This is a genomic window from Prosthecobacter sp. (genome assembly GCF_044226605.1).
GTDB lineage: Bacteria > Verrucomicrobiota > Verrucomicrobiia > Verrucomicrobiales > Verrucomicrobiaceae > Prosthecobacter.
On the sequence record NZ_JBGAGS010000006.1, the window covers coordinates 71,613 to 94,682 of the forward strand.

Genomic DNA, 23,070 nt, shown 5'->3' on the forward strand with positions numbered 1-23,070 from the left:
TTTTTGGCAGCATACGCAAATTCCCGAGCTGGCACCTCCCTTCTCCTTTAGCGGATGATGCCATCCCAACCTAACCACGCGCCTCATCATGCACACCACCCGACCCCGTTATTCCCGTCTTTTGACGATTGCGGCATCGCTCCTTGCCTGCCTCAGCCTGCATGCGCAGACCACGACTGCTGATGACTATGGCAACACGACGTCCACTGCGGCCTCGGTCACTTTGCCATCGGTGAAGACGGGTACTTTGGAGAAGGCTGGGGACGTGGACTTTTTCAAGTTCACCCTCACTACTCCTTCAGTGGTGACGGTGACCTCGGGAGGCACGACCGATGTGGTAGGCACACTCTGGCTGGGAGGCGCAAAGGGCGCTGCCACAAATATTGTCACCGACAACGACAGCGCGGGTGCGCCGAACTTCCGCTGTCAGCAGCTGCTCCCTGCGGGGACTCATTACCTGAGCGTGTTTCCGGCGGTCTATGGCACGCTGGGCGGTTATACCGTGAATTTCACGGTCAGCGCTCCTTCCATTCAGCAGCCGGACATCTCACTGGGCCTGGGTGGCGCAGATTTGCCCGCAGGCACGACGGTGGATTTTGGCACTGCGGCTCCTGGCGGCACGGTGAACAAGGATTTCTCGGTGGGGAACGCCGGTAACGCGACACTCATCGTGTACGGACTGCGTTTGAGCCTCACGGGCACACTGCCGGCTGGCGCTTCGTTTCCGTTCCGCATCGTCACCTCGCCTGCGCCATCGGTGGACGCCGGGCGTCAGACGACCTTCCGCATTGCATTTCAGTCAAACGTGGCGGGCACCTACTCGGGCAAGCTGACGGTTGTCAGCAATGACGGCGATGAAATCTTCTATGATATCCCGCTGCAGGGCGTGTCCTCCGGTCCTCTGCCACCTCCGGAAATCGAGGTCCGCGATGGCACGACCAGCGTGGCCAACAATGGCACCATCAACGTGGGCTCCACCATCCAAAACACCCGCCTGAACAAAACGATCACCATCGCTAACACCGGAACAGGCGAGCTCAAGATCACCAGCAACAGCCTGATTCCCGTGAGCACGACCGGCACGACAGGAACGGCTGCCGACTCAAACGCCACTGCAACGGCGGTGCCGATGGCCTTCTCGATCTACAACTCGACCATCCCGACCTCGGTGCCCGCAGGCGGGCAGGCAACCTTCCAAATTTCGCTCTTCAATCTTGTGGCCGGAAACTATGCGGCCAAGCTCACGCTCTATAACAATGACACCGATGAAAACCCGACTGTCCTCAATTTCACCGGCACCGTTTCGCAGGATCCAGTGCAGGGTGAAATCGGCCTGAAGGTGGCAGGCACGGATGTGGCGACGAACAGCACGGTGGCCTATGGCAACAACGTCACGGGCGTGGGCATCTCGAAAGATTTTGTGTTCACCAACTCCGGCACCGCGACGCTGAACCTGACGAGCTGGCAGCTTTCGATCCCGCCGCCCGTGATGGTTTCGACCGCGACCACCACCACGGTGGGCAGCACGACGGCGACGGTGGCTAATGGCGCGGTGCTGGCGGCGGGCATGGGTGTCTCGGGACCGTTCGTGTCCGGCACTTCGATCACCGCGGTCTCTGGCAACACGGTGACCTTCTCCAGCCCGGCGACAGTGGCCATCAGCAACGCTGTGCTCTACTACTACGTGGGCGGGCCGAATGCGACGGTGAATGCCTTTCGCTTTGACTCGGGGCTGCCAGCCTCCCTTGCCGCCGGAGCCAGTGCGACCGTGAAGGTGACCTACCTGCCGCTGCAGGCGGGGGATCACACTGCGACGCTGAAGGTCTACAACAATGATGCGGACGAAAATCCCTACACCGTAACGCTGACCGGCCATAGCGATGCGAACCCCAATCCGGGCGACATCGCGGTGACACTGAATGGAGCCAATGTGGCCATGGATTCAACGGTGGACTGGGGCGGCCTGCCGGTGGGCATGACGGCGCTGCGCTCCTTCCTGGTGTCAAACACCGGCACGGGCGAACTGCGCCTGACGGGCTTTTCCGCTTCGCCAGTCCAGCCGCTGCTGAGCAGCACAACACCGATGTACTTTTACTTTGGCGGCACGCCATCCGCGGTGCTGCCTGCGGGTCAGTCGGGCTCGCTGGTGATGATCTTCAAGCCCAGCGTCGCGGACACGGTGTACAAATCCACGCTGGTTATCTCCAGCACGGACCCGGATGAAACACCCTACCGTATCAACCTGACTGGAACGGGCACTGCCAGCACGTCTCCTGTGCCAGACATTGATGTCACCGTGAACGGCGGCTCCGTGGGGAACAACGGCAGCTTTGCCTTTGGCTCGTCAAACTCCGGGACGATGGTGCAGAAGTCGCTGACCCTTTACAATACGGGCACCGCCACGCTGACCATTACCGGTGCAACGGTGACGCAGCCGGTTGGCACCACGACGGGTACACCGCAGCCTTTCAGTGCGTGGGTCACTCCGCCGGTGTCCATCGCTCCAGGATCGAGCTACAGCACATGGTTGAACTTCGCCCCAACGGTGGCCGGCACTTACAACGCAACCTTGCAGCTCACCAGCAACGACCCCGATGAAAGCCCCTACACCATCAGTGTCTCCGGCACCGCCGTGGGCACGGTCACTGCGCCTGAGATCGATGTCTCTCTCGCGGGTGTGGACGTGCCAACGGGAAGCGGCGTGGCCTCATTCGGCAGCACCGCCTCAGGCACGCCGGTCAGCAAGCAGTTCACCATCAACAACACGGGCAACGCGGCGCTGACCTTGAGCAGCTGGGCGTTCCAGCAGCCTCTTGGCACGACCACCGCTGTCGCCACCACCACCACCCTCGGCAGCAATGTGGGCACTGTGAGCAGTGGCAGCACGCTCGTTGCCGGAATGACGGTGGCAGGGCCATTCCCGACAGGCACCTCTGTTGTTTCAATCTCTGGCACCAGCGTCACCTTCTCAGCGGCGGCCAGTTCGACGACGTCCAATTCCTTCCTCACCTACTACCAGCCAGGGGTGCCGGCGGTCAATCCCTTCCAGTTTACCGGCACGCTGCCCACCAGCGTGGCTGCGGGTGCCAGCGCCACTTTCACCGTCAATTACGCGCCGCAGAGCGCCGGCAGCCACTCCATGATCGTGCGCTTCAGCAACAATGACCTCAGCGAAAATCCCTACATGTTCACCGTCACGGGTTCCGCGACCGGAATTGCCCCCACGCCCGAAGTTGCTGTGGCGGTGGACGGTCTGGACATCCCGGTGAATACCGGCGTGGCTTACGGTGGCACCTTCATCGGTGTGCCGGTCTCGAAGCAGTTCATCATCAGCAACTCTGGCACCGCTGCTCTGAGCCTCAGCGGCTGGAGTTTTGTACAGCCAGTCTCTCCCGTGGCGACGGTCACAGGCGCCACGACGCTCGGCTCTCCCACAGTGACCTTCGGCAGTGTCAGTAATCTGGCCCCCGGCATGGTCATTACTGGTCCGTTCCCGGTCGGCACCACGATCTCTTCAATATCCGGCAATGTGGTGACGTTCTCCGCTGCGGCGACTTCGACGCTGAGCAGCACCACGTTCAGCGTCTACCCAGCGGGAACCAACACGCTTAATCCCTTCGTCTTCTCCGGCACCCTGCCCTCCAGCGTGGCGGCCGGCAGCACCGCCACTGTCACCGTGAACTACTCACCCACTGCGGCTGGCACTCACAGCATGAATCTGCGGTTTACAAACAACGACAGCGACGAAAACCCCTTCAACATCACACTGACCGGCTCAGCCACAGTCAACACCGCGGCTCCAGAGATCGGGGTGGCCGTTGCGGGCACGGATGTGCCGCTCAATGGCAGCGTGGCCTATGGCAGCACCAACGTCGGAACCCCTGTCTCCAAGCAGTTCGTCATCAGCAACACGGGCAACGCCGCTCTCAACCTCAGCGGTTGGAGCTTTGGGATTCCAGGCACACCGGTCACTTCGACCGGATCGACGACAGCCGGCAGCACTTCGGTGACGCTGGTGAGCACCAACGGCCTGAGCGCCGGCATGGTCGTTCTTGGCCCATTTGCTGCCGGCACGACGGTGACAGCGATTTCTGGCAGCACGGTGACCTTGTCCACCGCCGCTACATCGACGATCGCCAGTGTGGCCCTCAGTTTCTATCCATCGGGGACGAACACGCTGAATCCGTTCCAGTTCGTTGGCACTCTGCCCACCACGGTCGCCGCCGGGGGCAGCGCCACCATCACGGTCAATTACGCCCCCTCTGCTGCAGGCACGCACAGCATGCTGCTTCGCTTCACGAACAACGACAGCAACGAGAATCCCTACGTCATCACCTTGAGCGGCTCGGCCACTATGCTCGTGCCTGAGATTGGTGTTTCGGTGGGTGGCGTGGACGTGCCGGTAAACGGAACTCTCGCTTATGGATCCACCACCACCGGCACGCCGGTCTCGAAGCAGCTGGTCATCGCCAACACCGGCAATGCCGCGCTGAATCTCAGCGGCTACGGCTTCTACTTCACGGCCAACGCCACTCCCGTCGTCACCACCACCACGCTGGGAAGCACCGTGGCGACGGTGGCCAGTTCCGCCAATCTGTCCGCAGGCATGACGGTGGTCGGTCCGTTTGCTGCAGGCACTTCCATCGTTTCAATCTCCGGCGCGAATGTCACCTTCTCATCGCCGGCCACCTCCAGCATCTCTGCTATTTCGCTCGGCTACTATCCGGCGGGCACCAGCACGGTGAATCCCTTCCAGTTCTCCGGCACGCTGCCCACCACAGTGGCCGCGGGAGCCACCGCCACTCTCACGGTGAACTACGCTCCGACCACCGCCGGCACGCACAGCATGATTCTGCGCTTCACCAACAACGACAGCAATGAAAACCCATATAGCATTGTGCTGACAGGCTCCGCCACCGCCTCCACGGCGGTTCCAGAAATTTCGGTGTTCATCGGCACTGCCGAGCAGGCGCGCAACAGCACCCTGGATTTCGGCACCATCGCCCGCGGCACCACCGCCACGAAGGACATTGTCATTAAAAACACCGGCACCGCAAACCTCACCACCAGCAGTGTGATCACCGCGATCGCACCGACGGGCACCACCAACGCGCCTGCCTTCTCCTCGCAGATCATCTCCGGCTCCACCACCATCGTGCCCGCTGGCAGCGCCACCGTGCGTGTCACCTTCAAGCCGGGCGCGCTCGCCACGAGCTACAGCTCCTCCTACAACATCAACAATAACGACGCCGACGAGAATCCATACGGCTTCACGCTCACCGGAGCTTCGCTGGCGACCGACAGTGAGATCAGCGTCAGCTACAACAGCGCGGACCTGCCGATCAACGGCACCATCGACTTCGGCAGTGCGGTCACGCTTGGCAGCACGGTCACCAGGAGCTTCACGGTCAGCAACACCGGCGCAGCCCCGTTGGCCATCACTGGCTGGAGTGTTGCACCTGCCTCAGGAAGCTTTCCAACGACGTCCGTCCCTCCCTTCTACATCTCGAACCTGGTCTCGACGCTCGCTCCAGGAGCTTCCGCCACCATCAATGTGGTTTACCGCCCGATCCTCGTTTCCACCGTGGACAATTGGATCATCACCATGACCAACTCCGATGCCGACGAAGGCACCTACAAGATCAACCTCACCGCTGCGGCAATCGCCAGCGCCACTCCTCCCGAGGTTGGCGTCAGCGTCGGCGGCACGGACATCGCCAGCGGCGGATCGCTTGCCTTCAGCACAGCCGTCAATGTGGCGGTCACCAAGGACATCATCATCAGCAACACCGGCACGGATGCACTGCTCATCGCGGCCTACTGGACAGTCAATTCCACACCGACGGGCAGCATCGCCTTCACCACTGTGCAGGCGCCGCCCGCCAGCATCCCTGCCGGCGGAACAGGAGTATGGAGGGTGAAATTCCTTCCCACCGCCGCCGGTTCTACGTTTGCCGCAAAGCTCACGCTGCAAAACACGGACCCCGACGAGGGCACCTACATCATCAACCTCACCGGCGCCACCACGCCGTGATGCGCGTGCGCGTATTTGAAGCATGAACCGCCGCCGCCTCATCATCGCCTCTGCTTCCAGCGTCGTGGTCATGGCCGCGGCGCTGCTTTTTTTTGCCATGCGGCAGCCGGCGTCGGAGACAAAGCCTGGCGTTCAGAAAAAGATGGCGCCTTCACAGGCCGGGCTCGACACCGCTCCAGTTCAGAATCCTGGCACAGTCGTGCAGCAGCCGTCTGTGCAGACCAAGGCTGAGGTGCTGGCAGAGGTCGCCCTCGCTGCGGCTGATCCCAGCATGGGCCGCAGGCTGGCCATGGTCGAGAAACTCGCCGCCCTCGGCCCGGGCTTCGAACGACTGCTCGGCGACGCATTGCAGGCGGCCCGCAGCAATGCAGAGCGGGCTGTTCTCGCGGACGCCCTAGCCCGCATCGGCACCGGCGAGGCTGTCCAGACTCTCTTTGCCGCCGTGCACTCTGCTTCCGATCCCGCTGCGCGCGCACAGCTGCTCCAGGCACTCAATGCGTTGCCGCCGGGCCAGCCGCTCGAGACACTGGCATCCACCCTTGCCCTGCCGCTGGAACCCCAGGTACGCGATGCCGTCGTCGCCACCATCTCCCGGGCCGCAGATGCGAACACCGTGCAGTTTCTCGGTGAAATGTATCACGAGCCCGAGGCAGCAGGCGGCCAGAGTGCGAATATTCTCGCCGCCCTCGGCTCCATCACCAATCCTGGCTCCACCTCTGCGCTCAGCACGCTGCTGCGCACCAGCGGCGAGGTGCCCATCATGCAAAACGCCGCCGCCTCCCTCGGCAAGATCGGCACCAGCGACTCCCTCCAGGCCGTCGCGGACTCGCTTCACGTCATCGGTGCCACCAATCCCGAACTGCGGCAGTCCTTTCTCAACATCATTCAGTCGGTGACCAGCACGGAGGCCCGCGACTGGCTGCAAAAAAATGCGACCTCCACCGACCCCGGGCTTGCGCAGGCCGCCTCCGCAGCCCTTGGTGCGATGCAATCCTCCGCCACGCAATGACCCTCCGCTCGCTCTTTGTTTTGCTCCTGCTATGCGTGCTGGCCGCTGGCAGCGTGCATGCGGTGCCGCCCTCGAACGACAGCTTCGCCACCCGTACGAACCTCGGCAGCGGGGCGTCTCTCTCGATTTCTGGCGACAACACCGAGGCCACGCTGGAGGCGGGAGAGACCACCTTTGGCAGCATCGCCGGCAGCTCTGTCTGGTATGAGTGGACTGCCCCCGCATCAGGCTGGGTGAACGTTTCGACCACCGTCGCCCTCGATACCGATACCGTTCTGGGAGTCTTTACCGGCAGCAGCGTCGCCGCGCTGACTCAGCTCGGCTTCAATGACGATGCCGCCCAAGCCGGGGAGCAGGAGCACTGGTCATCTCTCACTTTTCTCGCCATCGCAGGCACCAGCTACAAAATTTCTGTCTCCGGCTATGACGACGGCTTTAGCGTGGCCACCGGCGCTTTCACGCTCACGCTCGCCCCCTCCACCACCACCTTTGGAGTTAACAGCCTGAGCTTCTCGCCCGCCTCTGCCAACGTGACGAATGCCGCCGCCAGCCTGGCGCTCAACCTCACCGCCAGCAGCAGCGTCAGCCCCGTCTCCATGCGTGTGCGCCTCATCTATCCCACCGGTCTGAATGACGAGGATGAAACTCGCTATCTCGAACTCCCACTCACCGATGCCCAGCGCATCTCCGGCACCGCCGCCAGTGGCAGCTATCAGCTTCCCTTCACGCTTCCGCGTTACGTTCCCCCCGCGGGTTGGAAAGCGGTCGTCTTTGCCAACAACGGCTCACGCGATGCACGCTGGTCCTACGGTGCCGACACCCTCAGCGACGACTTCGCACTGCCGCTTGCCTCATCGCCCACAGTCACCGTCACCAACACCGGCCTCGTGGACAACGCCCCGCCCGTGCTCACCACCTTCACCGCATCATCCACGAGCATCAATGGCGGAAGCGTCGCGGAGTCAGGTCGCGTCATCACCTTTCAGTTCGCTCTCACAGACGATCTCTCCGGATTCTCCACCGGCAGCATCGAGCTGGTCTCCTCCCAGCTTCCCGCACCGGTTGCCGTCGCCTATTTCTCCACGGCCAATCTGACGAGTGGCAATGCTTTTAACGGTGCCGGCACAGTCAGCGCCGTCGTTCCTTATGGCCTCGCTGCTGGCACCTACGATCTTCGAGTCCGCGTACTGGATGCCAGTCTTGCGCCCGACAGCATTTCGAACATCCCCGGCGTCTCCGAAACGTCGTTCCCGGATGGAGCCGACAGCCAGATCACCATCACCGGCACAGCCGGTTATCCCGCCTGGGCCAGCACTCAGCTGTTTCCCTCCGGCAAGTTCGGTCCAGATCAGGATGAAGATGGCGACGGCCTCAGCAACCTTCTCGAATATGCCTTCAGCCTCAATCCGGCGGCCGCCAACTCCTCTTTTGTAATCACAGACACTTACAGCGGCAGTCCGCCAGCGGTGTCTCTCCTTTCTTCGCCCAGCAGGCGTTTGAGCATTACCTTTCTCCGTCGCAAGGCTGCCTCCAACAGCGGCCTCACCTACAGCGCCCAGTTCTGCGACACGCTCCTCGCCACCGGCACCGGAGGCTGGACCGACGCCACCGGCACTCCCGTCATCACCAGCATCGACGACACCTGGGAACTCGTCGTCATCGAAGACACCACGCTGAACGCCGCCCGCCGTTTCGGCCGTGTGAAGATCATCTACGCACAGCCGTAGCCATAGATCAGCGTTCTTTGTTTATTGGCTGATCACCGGGATGATCACGCGGTAAAAACCACGAGCCTGCCCGAGCCGAGTCGCATCTGTTTCCGTAAAGCTCACAGAAGTGCCATCGCTCGTCACTGAGCTGACATCCACCCAGCTCCCCGTTGTCATGTTCGGCGAATACTGCAGCGTGTAGGTCGTCCCAGGCGTGGATTTGACCTGCAGCGTGACAGTGGGGTCGGCGCCTCTGCGGGTAAAGCTGGCCACGGCCATGTCTTCCACCGCATTATTCTGCACCAGAAACTGGCCCATCAAGCCGCCGTCTTCATGCTGCAAAAAGTGGCAGTGAAACATGAAGGGATTCGAGTTGCTGGCAAAGTCATCAAATTTGGTGATGAAGGAGATGTTTGAACCTGCCGGGGTATAAAAGGTGTCCTTCCAGCCCTGCATGTAGGCCGGCACGCCTCCCGGCATTGAGGTGAGATAAAACTGAATGTCGTGAATGTGGAAGGAATGGGAGAGATTGGAGACATTCGCCAGAGTCCACTGCTCCACGGCATTGTAGTTCACCGTTTGATTGATCACCGAAGGGCTGTACACCAGGTTGTCAAAGCTCAGCGGTGCACCACCCACGCCGGTCAGGTTCACCGTGCGGCTGTTCGTCACATCCGCGTTCGTCCAGTAAACATTGTTCGCCAGCGTGGTCGGAATGGTGGTCACGGCGTTCGCTGTGGCTGCGACGATGTTGATGTGCAGGTCCACAAAGTCGATGTTGTTGAGCAGGCTGCCATTAGCACCGGTGGTGGCAGCCTGCCCGCCGGAATAGCCCGCCGCCTGGTTCGAGTTGTAGGTCATCAGATCAATCGAAGTCCCCGGCGTCATGCCGCGCAAATCAACCAGGATCTCATAGCGTTCCGCCGGCGTCATGATCATTCGCGTCACCGGCACCGGAGCATTCAGCAATCCTCCATCGGTTGCTATGACATAGAACGTGCGGTTGTCGCTGAATCCCAGATTGTGATTGCGGGCAATCTCCGCATCGAGAATGCGCAGGCGCACAATCTGCGCTGGCAGGCTCACCTGCGGACTTAGCGTGCCGTTTACCAGCATGAAATCGCCGAATGCACCATTTGTGGCAAACTGATTGGCATTCGCCCCCTGGCCCTGCGTGCGCCGACTGGTCAGCACGATGGGAAAATCATCCACACCATAAGTGCGCGGCAGCGTCAACGCCGCCTCCTCATCGTCCTGAATGATGATCAGACCACCTGCCCCCATCGTGAGCTGCTGCTGCGTGGTGGTGTGAAGATGCGGATGATACCAATAGGTCGCCGCATTGTTCTTGATGTAAAAAGAAGGCGACCACGTCGTTCCTGCGGGAATCGTTTCATGCGGCCCGCCGTCCATGATCGCGGGAATATGAAAGCCGTGCCAGTGCGTCGTTGTCGTATCCACGAGGTTGTTCGTGACGTTCAAACGCACAAAGTCCCCCTTCTTCATGATCAGCGTCGGCCCCCAGAAGAGGTGATGGTTGTAGCCATAGGTCTGCGTGAGATTGCCGGCAAAGAACTGTTTGGCGTTTTGATCAATCGTGAGATTGAAAGTCGTGCCGGTCATTGTGTACGGAATGTACAGCGGGTTGTAGGTTTGCGCGGTGGTCAGCGTGACGAGCACCGGTGAGGTCGTTGTGTTGTTGCCAGCATTGTCGCTGGCGGTGGCCGTGATCGCATTCGTGCCAAAGCCCAGCGGCACCGTGGCCGTCCATGTGGCAAAACCATTGCTGCTGGTGGCAAAGACGTTGTTCACCCGCACCGCCGCGATGCCAGACGGCGTATCGGCGCTGGTGCCAGTGACCGTGATGCTGTTCACCGCCGTGCTCGTTGCCGTGGTGGGGCTGGTCACAGCGACAGTCGGCGGCGTGCTGTCCTGCATCGAGGAAACCACATTGCTGTAACTCGAGGACCCGGCCACATTCGTGGCCAGCACGCGGTAATAATAGGTCACACCATTGGTCAGATTGGCAAAGCCTGCTGTCGTGCTCGTCACCGTCTGGGAGGCCAGCGGGTTGGCAAAATCAACGGTGGCGGAAACCTGCAAGGTGTAGCTGGCAGCGCCTGACACCGCAGGCCATGACAGCGTGCTCCCGGCGCCTTGAGTGAAGGCCTTCAGCGCATTCATCACTGGCGCGGCAGGCACACTGACAATGCTCAGGCTTGCCGCACGCGTCGTTGTGCCCGTGCCGCTGGTCGTATTGGTGAAGGTCAGGGTGTCACTGTAATTGCCAGCCGCCAGACTGTTCGCACCACTGTTGACCGAAGCCGTCACACTCGTGCTGCTGTTTGCCGCAAGCGTACCGCTCGTGCTGGAAAGCGTGAGCCATGCCGCAGTTTTGCCAGCCGTCCAGTTCAGCGAACCGGTGCCCGTGTTGGTTAAAGTATAGGTTGTACTGGCCGTGACTGGCCCGCCCAGCACGCCGCTGGCGCTAAATCCCGCAGCGGGAGATACAGAGAGCACCGGTGCCACCGCCGTCACGGTGTAGGAGTTGCTGCCACTCGTGGTCGTCGCGGAAGCACTGTCCGTGGCCGTGAGAGAATACGTCACCGTTGTGCCGCCTGTCTGTGCTGGAATGACAGTGCTGTAAACAGCCCCTGCCCCCTGCATGTTCACCGTCACCGGCGGATTTCCCGTCGTCAGTGTGACGATGACGTCATCAATGTCACACACCGGCTGGCGTGCAGGATTCGCTGCATTGTAACCGCTGAACTGAAAGCGCATCTTCAGGCTGCTCGTCATCTCGGCGGCGACCAAATCATAATGCTTCAGCGTGAAGCCATGATTGATCGTCGTGGCATCCAGCGCCAAACCGGTGCCAGAATAGAAGGGCGTCGCGTTCAGCACAAAGGTCGTGCCATTGGTGACAGAGGCGATGGTGGTGTTCGCATTCAAATAGTTTGCCAGAACACTCACCGTGGCGCTGGCGTTCGCGTTGGCATTCAGCGTAAAGGAGGTGTTCGTCACGAAGGAAACCACACGCGAATTGGCGGGAATGCCGTTGCCCGTCACATACATTCCCACGCCGAGTCCGGTGGTGTCGGCACAGGTCACCGTGGCGCTGGCGCTCGTCGTGGTGCAATTGTTGAGACGCAAAGCCGCCCCCTGCACCGTCATGCCTGCTGCCAAACCCGTGGTGCTCGCGCAGGTGACGGTCGTCGTGGCGTTCAGCGTGCAGTTGGTCAGGCTCACCGTGCTGCCCGCGTAGTTTTCGCTCACCCGGGTATTCCACGTCGTGCCCCCGTCGGGAGAAACTTGAAACGTCCACCCGTTGTTGGAAATCAGATCGGAAGTGCGCACATAAAACTCCACATTGCCAGCACTCGCCGCCCCCGCGTTGATCGCGTTCGTCGTGGTGATCATCGTGTCCGTGTAAGTGCTCGTCCCCGTGGTCAGCTCTGCACCACAGCCAGATGCCGTCAGCGTGAGACCCGTGGAGGTCGCAGTCGCATTGGCATTCATTACAAAGGTGGTGCCATCCGTGATCGACTGCACCGTCGGATTGTTGGGATTGGTCGTCACACCGCTGATTCCCATTCCGACGATCAGGCCGGTGGTGCTCACGCAGGTGACCGTGGCGCTGCCCGCGGTGGTGGCGCAGCCCGTCAGCGTCACGCCCGCCGCTGTCAGGGACAAACCCGTGCCGCTGCCCGTGGCGGCTGCACTGAGCACGAGCATAGTGCCATTAGGAATCGAAGTAATCGTCGTGCCCGCCGTAATGTTGGTGCCGCTGATGCTCATGCCTGGCCACACACCGGACGTGCTGGCACACGTCACGGTTATGGAGCCGCTGGTGGTCGTGCTGGCGGTCAGCACCACTGGCACGGTGTGGTTGGCCGTGCCACTGCGTTGCTTCACATCGGTCGCATTGCGCACCGCCGTCACCGTCCAGGCATTCTGCGCACCCGTGCCATTCCACGAAGTCGTGAATGGCGTGCCACTCATCGTCTCACGCATCGCTGTCCCCGTCGTGACCGCACCCACGCCATACGTCAGCTGCACCTGCGAGATCGTGGTGCCAGCGGAGGGCTGCACATTCGCGCTGACGGTGACGGCGTCGTAGTTGGTTGGTGCGGCAGGATTGTTTGCGATGCCGCTGATCGTCGGCGCGGCGTGCAACAGCGCAGACGGTCCAGCCACGATCATTGCAAAAGCAATCGCTCTAAGGGGAGAGTTCATGAGATCAAATCACTGAGCGTTGGCCACCGTGATGCCGGAAATGGAACCGTTGGTCACGAAGTCTTTGCCAAAGGCGAGCTCCACCTTGGCCGCCGCGCCGTTCATCCCTGGCACAGACACCGTGGGCGCTGTGGTGTAGCCGTAGCCGCCGCTCGTGACTTCATAGCCAATGATGGCGCCGTCTTTCACCAGCGCGCTGGCCGCCGCAGGCTGGTTTTTCCACAGATTGCGCGATCCCGGCGGGTAGCGGTAGAAATTGGAAACCTCATTGAGGCGGTCGTTGGTCACCCCATGTTTTCCCAGCGCATTCATGAGCACGGCCTTGTTCGCACGTGCTTCGCTCTCGGATGGCCCACCGCTGCCCGGCCCTGCCGGATGCACATTGCTGAAGGCAACGCGAAACACTTCGTCCTGCACACCCAGAGCAGCCGCGATCAGCTTCACCGGGCGGCCGTGATCCACCGGGACAGTCTCATGACCACCGGTAAACTCCACCGGCACACGCGTGACTCCCGCTGGCAAAGATTGGCTGACGGATTTGGGTGCATCTTCAGCAGGCGGGCGCTTGGTCGCACCTTTGGCATCAGGGGCTGCCGGACGCTCGCCACCTCCAGGAGGCTGCGGGCGGAAAGTCTTGAGCTGCTCAAGCTGGGCCGGCGTCAAAATCTTCTCCACCTTCGCCTGCACTTCGGCCTCCAGGTCCTTCAATTGCTGCGTCTGCTCCGCCGTGAGGTTCAGCGCCTTGTCTGCTCCACGTGGCAGCACATGAATGCCGCCCCCGCCTCCAGGTGGCGGCGGCGGTGGTGGCGGCGGCTGCCCCTCCTGGCCACTGACGGTGCCAAGGGCAAATTGAAGGGTGAGAGCAAGTGCGATCAGGTTCCGGTTCATAAGATAAGATGCGGCGGGTTGAATCTTGAATGCGCCAGCACAGAATGGCTGGTCAACGCCGGGGATTTACATGAAGCCGGATGAATGGAAGATGAATGGCGCAAAAATAATCGGCCTGTTTTTTCTGAAAACTTTCCTCACGCCATTCATCTGCCATTCATCCAAGCCGTGAGATGCTTCCCGGCACCCTCGAAATCCAGCACCTCTTCCACGTCATAATCCATGCGACTCCTCATTGTCGAAGATGATCCCGACCTGCAGTCCGTGCTGGTGCGCTCCGCCCGCAAGGAAGGTTACTCCGTGGACGCCGCCTCCGATGGCGAGGAAGGACTCTATAAAGCGCAGTCCACTGACTACGATGCCATCGTCCTCGACATGATGCTTCCCGTTCTCGATGGCTGGGAGGTCCTCTCCCGCCTGCGCAAAACCAAAACCACCCCAGTGCTCATTCTCACAGCACGAGATCGCAGCACAGATCGCGTGCGCGGTCTCGACATCGGGGCGGACGACTATCTCGTAAAGCCTTTCGACTCTCCGGAGCTGTTTGCCCGGTTGCGTGCCATCATTCGCCGCGGCGCTAAACAGGCACGCGTCGTTCTGGAACTCGGTGAGGTATGCATTGACACCGCCGCACGCGCTGTCACTCGCGCTGGCAAACCGGTCACGCTGACGGCACGCGAATACGTCGTGCTCGAATACCTCGCCCTCCATCGTGGCGAGGTCACTTCTCGCACCACGCTGTATGAGCACCTCTTCGACGAGGAGGAATCGACGCTTTCAAACATCCTCGACGTCCACATTTACAACCTGCGCAAAAAACTCGGCCAGGAGTTCATCGTCACCCGCCGCGGCCACGGCTACTGCATCGAATGAGATACCTCCAATCCATCCGCTGGCGGCTGCAAATCTGGCACGGGCTGCTGCTCATCACCGTGCTGGCAGGCTTTGGCGCGGCAATCTATCGCGTGGAAAAGGACCGCCAGTTTCGCCGGATCGACGGGGATCTGCAGAATCGTCTGCAGGTGCTCTCATCTTCACGGCGTCCGGTACCCGGAGCGTATCCACCACGCCAGGGCTTCCGCCTCATGCCGGAAAACGCCGCTCTCTTCGACCAGGCCAATGACAACGGCTACTACTACATCGTCTGGCTTCATGGCAATGCCGAGCCCATTTATTCCAGCACCGCCCCCAAAGACGCCACGATGCCGGAAAGCAACAAAGCCTCCGACACACGTCAGCGCGGCCCGCTGCGCGAGGCCTTTCTCATCCCCGCCCCGAATGACTGCCTCCTCGTCGGCCACCACACCAGAGCCGATATGGACGAGCTGCATCACCTCGCCTGGTGGCTGGCCGTCGCCGGTGGCGGCGTGGTGCTGCTGGGTTTGATCGGGGGCGCCCTTCTTGTGCATCGCGCTTTGAAACCCGTGCGCGACATCAGCGATGCCGCTCAGAAAATTGCCACGGGCGATCTCACGCAGCGCATCGCCAGCTCTGGCTCTGGCAGTGAGCTGGGCCAGCTCGTGCAGGTGCTGAACTCCACCTTTGCCCGTCTCGATGCCGCCTTCACCCAGCAGGCCCATTTCACCGCCGATGCCGCACACGAGCTTCGCACGCCCGTCAGCGTCATGCTTGCCGAGGCCCAGTACGGCATCGCCAGCACCTGCGAAAACAGCGAGCACCGCGAAGTCTTCGAAGCCAGCGAACGCGCCGCCAACCGCATGCGCAGGCTCATCGACTCACTCCTCAAGCTCGCCCGACTCGACGCCGGGCAGGAACCTCCAGAACGCACGCCCCAGGATTTCGCTGCGATTACATCGGAATGCATCGAAAGCATCCGCCCCATGGCCGAGGCACGCGGCATCCACATTCACGCAGAGCTCGCCCCCGCCGTCTGTGCCTGCGACGCCGACCAGCTCACGCAAGTCATCACCAATCTCCTTTCCAACGCCATCCACTACAACATCGATGGCGGCGAGATTCATGTGTCTGCCCACGCAGGCCAGGACACAGTCACACTGCAAGTCCACAATACCGGCCCCGGCATCGCCACCGAAGATCTGCCTTACATTTTCGACCGCTTTTACCGCGCGGACAAAGCGCGCAGCGGCGCCACGGGCCGTACCGGCCTGGGCCTGGCCATCGCCAAAGCCATTGTGCAGGCTCACGGTGGAAGCATCCAGGTCACCAGCGCTCCAGATCAGGGTGCTACCTTCACCGTCACGCTTCCAGCCTGAAATTCACTTCACTCCCGCCGGTGGATAGTTTGAGACCGTCTCCCACGCGATCTTTTGCAGAATGGCATGCTGTTCATGCGAAATGCTGCGCTCAGGTGCAATATGGCCAACCGGGCTGATGCGATAGATCGCCGCAAAGTTGCAGTAAGCCGTCAGCGCCATCACGTGCCCCTGGCCATGACCAATGGGATCGCGAAAGAGCGCGGACTGTTTGTTGATGCCTGGAAACTCACCTGCCACCACCATGGCGCGCAGCTTCAAAACCGCATCGCCCACCGGCACGATGAACACACACGTCTTGCCATGCTTCTGATTGAGTTCGGCGACCTGCGCCTCGATCTTCTTGCGCCAGCCATCGAGCGCCGCCTTTAGATCCTCGATCTTGATGTTGTCGCGCTGGGCATTGTCCTTGATGCGCAGATCAGGCCTGCCCGGTTCTGGTGCCGGCAGGTCAAAGGGATACCATGAACCCTGCACGAGAAAGCGCATGTTCGGATTGTGCTCCAGGCCCAGGTTCACGAAATTCGTGATGCCTTCATCCGGGCTGAGCAGATGCGAGGCCATGGTGAAGACATCCACATCGCCCCGCATGAGAGCTTGCTTCGCCATGTTTTTGTCGTCCGCCAGCTCCCAATGCTGAATCACCTTCGACCCGCCAATCCCCTGCTTCCCAGCCAGCTTGTGCCCCTGCAGGTCCATCGTCTTGACCATCTCCTCAATCATTGCCGGCACAAACATGTGGAAGCTGTGCCCCGTGTAAAAAATTCGCTGTCCAGATAGGGAACTCTGGGCGTCAGCAGCCACGGCGCACGTGTGAACCAATGAGACAAGCAGGCAGGCAATGAGCGAACGGTAGATAGGCATGAGAGTTGTCTTGGAACGTGCAACGCCGGCCTTACATTGCGTTTAATCACTCTCAGGGCTGGCTTACCGCCTCCTTAGAGCGTAGCGATGTTCCACAGCAGCATTGGGGAGGTCGTCCCGCGTTACTCCAGGCACGATAGATCTTACATACTCCACTGCGGTCTCGTCCGGTCCCACCTTCACACGCACGTGCCCTGAGCTGCCCAGGATCGTGCCGGTGTAGCCATACTCTACCGCGCTGCGCGTGCCGCCGCTGGGGTGCCCAGGTTGCGGCACCTCCTGATAGATGACGCCGTCGAGTTCTTCCCTGGCAAAAAGATGATCGTGCCCGTGGAATACAATGCTCACACCGTTTTTGACCAGAAGCTGATGAATCGGCAGCTCCCAGCCGGTTCGGTGTTGTGTGAAACCTTCGCTGCCATCGGCATTTTTGCCCCCCCATTCCATATAGGGCGCAGGCTTGACTCCTCCGCGCACATCTTTGCCCAGACCTCCCACGAGATGGTGCAAAAAGACAAACTTGAAAGGGGCTTTGCTTGCCGCCAGCGTCTTTGCCAGCCAGCGATACTGCGCCTCGCCAAGCGTCATGCTCCAGTTGTCATCGCGTTTGCGCTCTCGTGTGAACCAAAAGGGATCCAGCACGACAAACAGAGCGCCACCCCACTCAAAGGCATAATAGTCCTCAAGCATGCCAGCACCTTCCTCCGGCGATTCGTTCCCCAAATAAATCCCTCCCGGCTCCGGATTTGGGAAATACTTCTTCCTCATGCCAATGGACCACAGCGGCATGGAGTTTGGCTCGCCCGTCAGCCTTGATCCCTGTTCGCCATCGTGATTTCCCAGCGCGAGCAGAACGGGCACGCTGTGTGCGATTCGGCCGATGTAATAGCGCTGCCCTTTGTATTGCGATTCGGCCCGCGTGTAGAAATGGCCAAATTTGTCCACCATCGTCGTGTCCCCGAGGTCGATCATGAAGTCCGGCTTGTCCGCGAGCATGTTCGCCAGGGTCTGCTGATACACCCGTACATCCGTGCTGACATCCAGATGCGAGTCAGCCTGCAGGGTGAAGGTAAAAGAGGATGAAGGCGCGCGCTGCGTGTGAAATCCACGTATTTCATCACGAACAGCTTCACCATCCCCGATGCGATAGGCCAGCTGGTAGACATAGGCGGTGTCCGCCTTCAAGTTCTTCAGCAGAATCAACTGCGGCTCTCCCGCACGCATTTTCACCATTTCCGAACGCTGCGTCATCGAGTCTGGACTCGTCCCATAGGAGATCAATACTTCCATCTCCTCCCACGCCAGCACGCTTAGCGTCATGGAGTCTGCTCCCGGCCGGCAAAGCCAGACATTAAAAAGATAACGCGGCACCACAGCTGGCTCCACCTGTCCTCCCGGCCCCGCTCCCTTTCCTTTTCCTCGATCATCTTTCGCAGGCTTGACTTCATTTTGCCCGGACGCCACCACCATCAGGGCGGCGACTGCAAGAGCGCATAGCAGGGGTAGATGCTTCATGGCCGTTCACTCGGGCTTCAATGTCAATGTCCCATCAGGCGACATCCAAATATTTGTCAGTGTTTCGTCAAGGGTTCCGCCCTTCCTCTTTCATCCAGCTCTGCCAGCTCCCGCAGCAGCGCCGTGGCATAGGTTCCTTTGGGAAGGTCAAAACGAAATTGCAGATCGCCATTCTCCATCACCTCGAGCTCCGGGCGAAGCGGCCGCAGCCTCATGACACGCCGTTCCTGCCGCAGGCCACAGGCCTCCAGGCCGGCGGCGATCTCGGAAAAGTCCGCCAGCAGTTCCTGCTCGATAGTTCTCACCTCCCCCACGCTTTGCAGCTCGCCATTGCCCCACAGCGGCGCAGTCAGTTCGACGATGCCCTTTTCAAACCGCGCCACTTCATCGCCGCGCTGGTTTTCCGGAAGGAGAATCGTCCCATTGTCAGCAAAGCCAAAGACCTCGCCCGCCAGCGGCTTGTCCCACGTCCCTCCAGCCATGCGCCCCGCCACCACGGCATTGAAAAGATGGCTGCGCGCCGCGGAAAGCAGCAGCCCGCGCAGCAGGCGATCCCCCGGCGTGAACTCTCCGCGGAACATCGCCAGCGCCTTTGCCACATTTTGCCCTTCGTTGCCAAAACGCTGCACACCGAAAAAATTTGGCACACCCTTTTCCGCAATCTCCCTCCACCGCTGCATGGCAAGTGCCACATCGAAATCCGGCTCACGCAGACGAATGGTGAACCGATTGCCCAGATGAATGCCGCGCCGCAGCTTGCGTGTATTCCGCGTGATGCGCAGCACGCTCAGCCCCTCAGACTCCAGCGCCACAGCTTCCGGCGACGCCTGCCCCGGCATATGCAGGCTGAACCACTGCCGCGTGACCGCATGCCGGTCCTTCAAGCCGCAGTGGCTGACCAGCCGCCGCCGAATGCCCACGGCGTCAGCCAGCCGAGCCGCCGCCGCATTGCTCTCCAAATTTCGCTTTTCCGCCCACACAAGGCAGTGCTCGCCCTCGCCTGACGGCTCAAACCCCAGCAGCTCCTCCACCACAAAATCCTCCGGCTCTGCTTTGAAACAGGCACGCCCCAGGGGGCCGCCATGCAGAAAGGGAAGATCGTTCGAATCAGGCGCCATGTTCAAGACTGTGCGCCATTCACCAGATGCTTTGGCAGGTCCGCCACTCGCTCGCAGCCCACCTGTTCCATCACCTGTTTCAGCTGCCGCTTCAGCATTGTCATCGTGTGGTCACCCCCGTCCCTGCCCAGCGCTGCCACACCATACATGAAGGAGCGGCCCATGAAGGCAAACTTCGCCCCGCTGGCAAGTGCACACGCCACATCAGGACCGGCGCGCAGACCACTGTCGATCATCACCGTCGTACGCTGCCCAAACTTCTTCGCCAGTTCCGTGAGCGGCTTGATCGTGGACTGCCCCGCATCCAGCTGCCGCCCTCCGTGGTTGGAAACGATGAAGCCGTCCACACCGAGTCCCAGCGCCGTTTCCGCATCCTCATCGGTCACCACCCCCTTCACCACCAGCTTGCCCTTCCACCGTTCGCGTATGGCCTTGATCTTCGTCGGGTTCAGACGTCCCGAGAAGGTCTTGTTCATGAACAGCCCGAGGTGCTTCATGTTCAGCCCCTTCGGCAGGTAAGGCTTCATCGTCTTGAATTCCGGCGCACCCGCCGCCAGCTGGCTGAAAGACCACGTGGGGTGCAGCATCATCTGGATCACGTTCCTCACGGACATGCGCGGCGGAATCGACAGCCCATTACGGATCTCCTTCGGCCGATACGCAAAGGTGGGCGTATCCGCCAGAATCACCAGCACCGGAAAACCCGCATCACGCGCGCGGTCCAGCAGCTTGTCACGCAGCGATTCCTCCGTCGGATGATAGAGCTGAAACCACGCCTTCCCCTGGGTAAGTTCCGCCACGGTCTCGATGCTGGCCGTGCCCACCGTGCTAAGCGTAAACGGAATGTTATGCTGATGCGCCGCCTTCGCCAGGATCTCGGTCGCCCTTGGCCAGATCAGGCCTTGCAGTCCAATTGGCGACACGCCAAACGGTGCGTCGTAGGTCATGCCAAACAGCTCCGTCTTCAGGTCTGAGCCAGGATAGTCCCGCAAATACCATGGCCGCAGCTGCACCTCACGGATTTCGTCCGTGTTGCGCTGAAGGTTGATGTTTGAAAAGCAGCCGCCCTCCAGGTATTCAAAGGCAAACCGCGGCACCCTCTGGCGTGCTCTCTCGCGAAGGTGCTCGATGGAGGGGTAGTTGGAATGGAAGACTTCAGGCATGGAAATGAACGCGGAGTGAAAGCGAAATCGGCCGGCAGATCAACTCCGGCACACATTCCTTTTCATCCGCACTAAACGCCGGATTTGCAATCTTCCAGCACCCACACTGCAAATACCGAAATGCACCCGTGCCTGCTCACTGCGCATTCTTCGCCTGTCCCTTCTTCCAGCCTCCCGGCCCCATGCCCTTTCCGGGTCTCGGCCCCCGGACTTGGGGAAACTCACCTCGCTCCAGCGCGGCATAGGCCTGCTCCCCGAGTCCGGCCCGGAGGTGTGCCTTGAGTTCAGTTTGCAGCTTTCCGGCCACTTCAGGATTTTGTCTGGCCACGTCACGCGTTTCTCCCAGGTCCTTCACCACATCAAAAAGCAGCCCCTCCTTCGTGTCCCAGAAATAGAGCAGCTTGTAGTCTCCCACACGGATCGCCGACTGCGGATGCGCCACCTCCAGCACCTGGTGCCACACAAAGCGATCAATCGGCCGCCTCACCGGCTCCTTCCCCGCGCTTAGCAGCAGGGGCTTCCAGCTGCCGCCTTCGACGCCTTTCGGCAGGGGAAATCCGGGAGCGGCAAAATCCAGCACGGTCGCCGTGAGGTCATAGCTTATCACGGGAGTGGTGCAGTTCACTCCCCCTTGGATTCCCGGCCCCCGGATAATCATCGGCTCACGAATGCCGCCTTCACCGAGATCACCCTTGCCACCGTTCAGCAGACTGGTGCGCCCGCCGTTGTCTGAGGTGTAGACGACGAGCGTGTTTTCCGCGATTCCCAGGTCATCAAGCTTTTTTAAAACCGCGCCCACACAGGTGTCGAGGTCTTCCGTCATCGCCGCCATCATTGCACGGTCCCCCTTCCCGCCTTTGGCAGCACCCGCCATGCCTTCGTATTTTTTCAGCGTCGAGGCCAGCGCCTGCGGCGTCTGGTGCACGGCATAATAGGAAAGCTGCAGGAAAAAGGGATGCCCCTCCTTCACCTGTGCCTCCATAAACGCACCCGCTCTCCGCGTGATGCCAAAGGACTGCTTGGGATCTTCCGGATCTGTCGTGTCGCCATCTTCATTCATCGTGATGCCGTCACTCGCATCGTAGCCCATCGATGCCGGAGTGTGAAACCACTGCCATTTCCCAAAATGGGCTGCACGATAGCTGCGATCCGCTTTCTTGAGCGTGTTCACCAGCGAGTCCGTGACCGGAGCGTTCCAGTTTCGCGAGCTTTTGTCAGTGGCGTTCAGCGTGCTCGTTGTGCGCCCCATCTGGATCGCCGCACGCGAGCACTCGCACTTGCAGTGCGCCGCATACGCCTGCGAGAAGGTCATGCCTTGCGCTGCAAGTTTTTCGAGATTGGGAGTGCGAAACTCCCGGCTCGCACTCCCTGCTTCTCCCGGGATCATGCGCACCGAGGTGCCGCTCCAGGACTGGTCATCTGCCAGGATGAAAAGAATGTTCGGGGCCTTGGCCCAGGCGCTGCCGGCCACGAGCAGCAGCATGCTTGATGCGATCAGCGTTTTCATTTCAGGGGTGCTCCGGTGACGTCGAGATCTGGCTTTGTGTTCCAGCGCGGCTGCCAGCCGGGCTTTTCAATCTTGGTGCGGAAAATGATTGTGTTGTCCAGGGCCAGGTCATCCGTCCAGATGAACTTCGCTCCTTCGAAATCATGATCAAAATATGGCTGCTTTGGGTCCACCTCCTCCACCGCGTACTCTTTGGCGTTCTTCCAGGCGCTGTCGTCAAAATCCACGGCCCACCAGTTCGCAGGCAGCGCTTCCTGTTTTACCTGCGGGTTCGCGGTGTCACCATTGACCGGCCCGTGAAAGAAGCTTTTGGCCTTCCAGCTCGCATTAGTCACCGTGCCGTCGGCAAACTTCAGGATGAACCCGCCGTCCCCAATGCTGCTGCCGTATTCGAGCCCGGTTTTAGGATCCGCGTTGTCCTTGGCCAGCACTGCGATCGTCATTGGATATTCGGGAAGGAAGTCCACGCTGACCACATTGTGCGGTGTGAACTGGATCGGGTCCACCGCCACCAGACGCCCGTTCACGTACAGCATGAACCAGTTGTCTGCATACACGTTGAGCCTCATCGTGTCCGCGATGCTCGGTTTGATGAGTCCTGGCGGACCTCCTCCCTTTTTCTTTTTGCCTCCGCCTCCTTGTTTCGTCCCAGCTTGCACCGGCGGCGCCCCCACCGCACTGCTGCTTGCAGGCGGCATGGCGCCTCCGGGAGCGGGCGGAGGAGGTGGTGGTGCATTGCCTAGCGGTGCATTCGGAGCGTTCTGAATTTCAGTATTGCCTAGCTTGCCGTCAC

General features: G+C 60.7%; 13 protein-coding genes. 5 read left to right on the forward strand and 8 right to left on the reverse strand.

Annotation, left to right across the window (positions count from 1 at the left end):
- Positions 1–88 precede the first annotated feature (88 nt).
- The 3 genes from ACILSO_RS09350 to ACILSO_RS09360 are packed head-to-tail and all read left to right on the forward strand — an operon-like array spanning position 89 to position 8,770.
- Entirely contained in the window at positions 89–6,034 is a 5,946-nt protein-coding gene (locus ACILSO_RS09350; RefSeq protein WP_395737123.1) for a choice-of-anchor D domain-containing protein, read from the forward strand.
- A gap of 22 nt (positions 6,035–6,056) precedes the next feature.
- On the forward strand, positions 6,057–7,043 hold the full coding sequence (locus ACILSO_RS09355; RefSeq protein WP_395737124.1) for a HEAT repeat domain-containing protein: 987 nt from the start codon (positions 6,057–6,059) through the stop codon (positions 7,041–7,043).
- Positions 7,040–8,770, forward strand: coding sequence for a hypothetical protein (locus ACILSO_RS09360; protein WP_395737125.1), 1,731 nt, complete (start codon positions 7,040–7,042; stop codon positions 8,768–8,770). The genes ACILSO_RS09355 and ACILSO_RS09360 overlap by 4 nt, the downstream gene beginning before the upstream one ends.
- Positions 8,771–8,791: 21 nt before the next feature.
- On the opposite strand, the gene ACILSO_RS09365 is transcribed toward ACILSO_RS09360, so the two are convergent.
- Positions 8,792–12,988, reverse strand: coding sequence for a multicopper oxidase domain-containing protein (locus ACILSO_RS09365; protein ID WP_395737126.1), 4,197 nt, complete (start codon positions 12,986–12,988; stop codon positions 8,792–8,794).
- 9 nt (positions 12,989–12,997) lie between these two features.
- A complete protein-coding gene (locus tag ACILSO_RS09370; RefSeq protein WP_395737127.1) occupies positions 12,998–13,876 on the reverse strand; it encodes a hypothetical protein in 879 nt (292 codons plus the stop codon).
- Positions 13,877–14,098: 222 nt separating this feature from the next.
- On the opposite strand from ACILSO_RS09370, the gene ACILSO_RS09375 reads away from it, so the two are divergent.
- On the forward strand, positions 14,099–14,749 hold the full coding sequence (locus ACILSO_RS09375) for a response regulator transcription factor (RefSeq protein ID WP_395737128.1): 651 nt from the start codon (positions 14,099–14,101) through the stop codon (positions 14,747–14,749).
- Positions 14,746–16,110, forward strand: coding sequence for a sensor histidine kinase (locus tag ACILSO_RS09380; protein WP_395737129.1), 1,365 nt, complete (start codon positions 14,746–14,748; stop codon positions 16,108–16,110). The genes ACILSO_RS09375 and ACILSO_RS09380 overlap by 4 nt, the downstream gene beginning before the upstream one ends.
- A gap of 3 nt (positions 16,111–16,113) precedes the next feature.
- Here ACILSO_RS09380 and ACILSO_RS09385 read toward each other — a convergent pair whose 3' ends face one another.
- From ACILSO_RS09385 to ACILSO_RS09410, 6 genes are all read right to left on the reverse strand, one after another.
- Positions 16,114–16,848 (reverse strand): hypothetical protein, encoded by a 735-nt coding sequence (locus tag ACILSO_RS09385; protein ID WP_395737130.1) that lies wholly within the window; start codon positions 16,846–16,848, stop codon positions 16,114–16,116.
- Positions 16,849–17,037: 189 nt separating this feature from the next.
- On the reverse strand, positions 17,038–18,489 hold the full coding sequence (locus tag ACILSO_RS09390; protein WP_395737131.1) for a metallophosphoesterase family protein: 1,452 nt from the start codon (positions 18,487–18,489) through the stop codon (positions 17,038–17,040).
- A gap of 56 nt (positions 18,490–18,545) precedes the next feature.
- Positions 18,546–19,607, reverse strand: a complete 1,062-nt coding sequence (truD, locus tag ACILSO_RS09395) for a tRNA pseudouridine(13) synthase TruD (RefSeq protein ID WP_395737132.1) — start codon at positions 19,605–19,607, stop codon at positions 18,546–18,548.
- Between the two features lie 2 nt (positions 19,608–19,609).
- A complete protein-coding gene (locus tag ACILSO_RS09400; protein ID WP_395737133.1) occupies positions 19,610–20,770 on the reverse strand; it encodes an alpha-hydroxy-acid oxidizing protein in 1,161 nt (386 codons plus the stop codon).
- Positions 20,771–20,906: 136 nt separating this feature from the next.
- Positions 20,907–22,277, reverse strand: coding sequence for a sulfatase-like hydrolase/transferase (locus tag ACILSO_RS09405; RefSeq protein WP_395737134.1), 1,371 nt, complete (start codon positions 22,275–22,277; stop codon positions 20,907–20,909).
- The gene (locus tag ACILSO_RS09410) at positions 22,274–22,975 is read right to left on the reverse strand and encodes a hypothetical protein (protein ID WP_395737371.1); all 702 of its coding nucleotides are present in this window, start codon (positions 22,973–22,975) and stop codon (positions 22,274–22,276) included. The genes ACILSO_RS09405 and ACILSO_RS09410 overlap by 4 nt, the downstream gene beginning before the upstream one ends.
- Positions 22,976–23,070 lie beyond the last annotated feature (95 nt).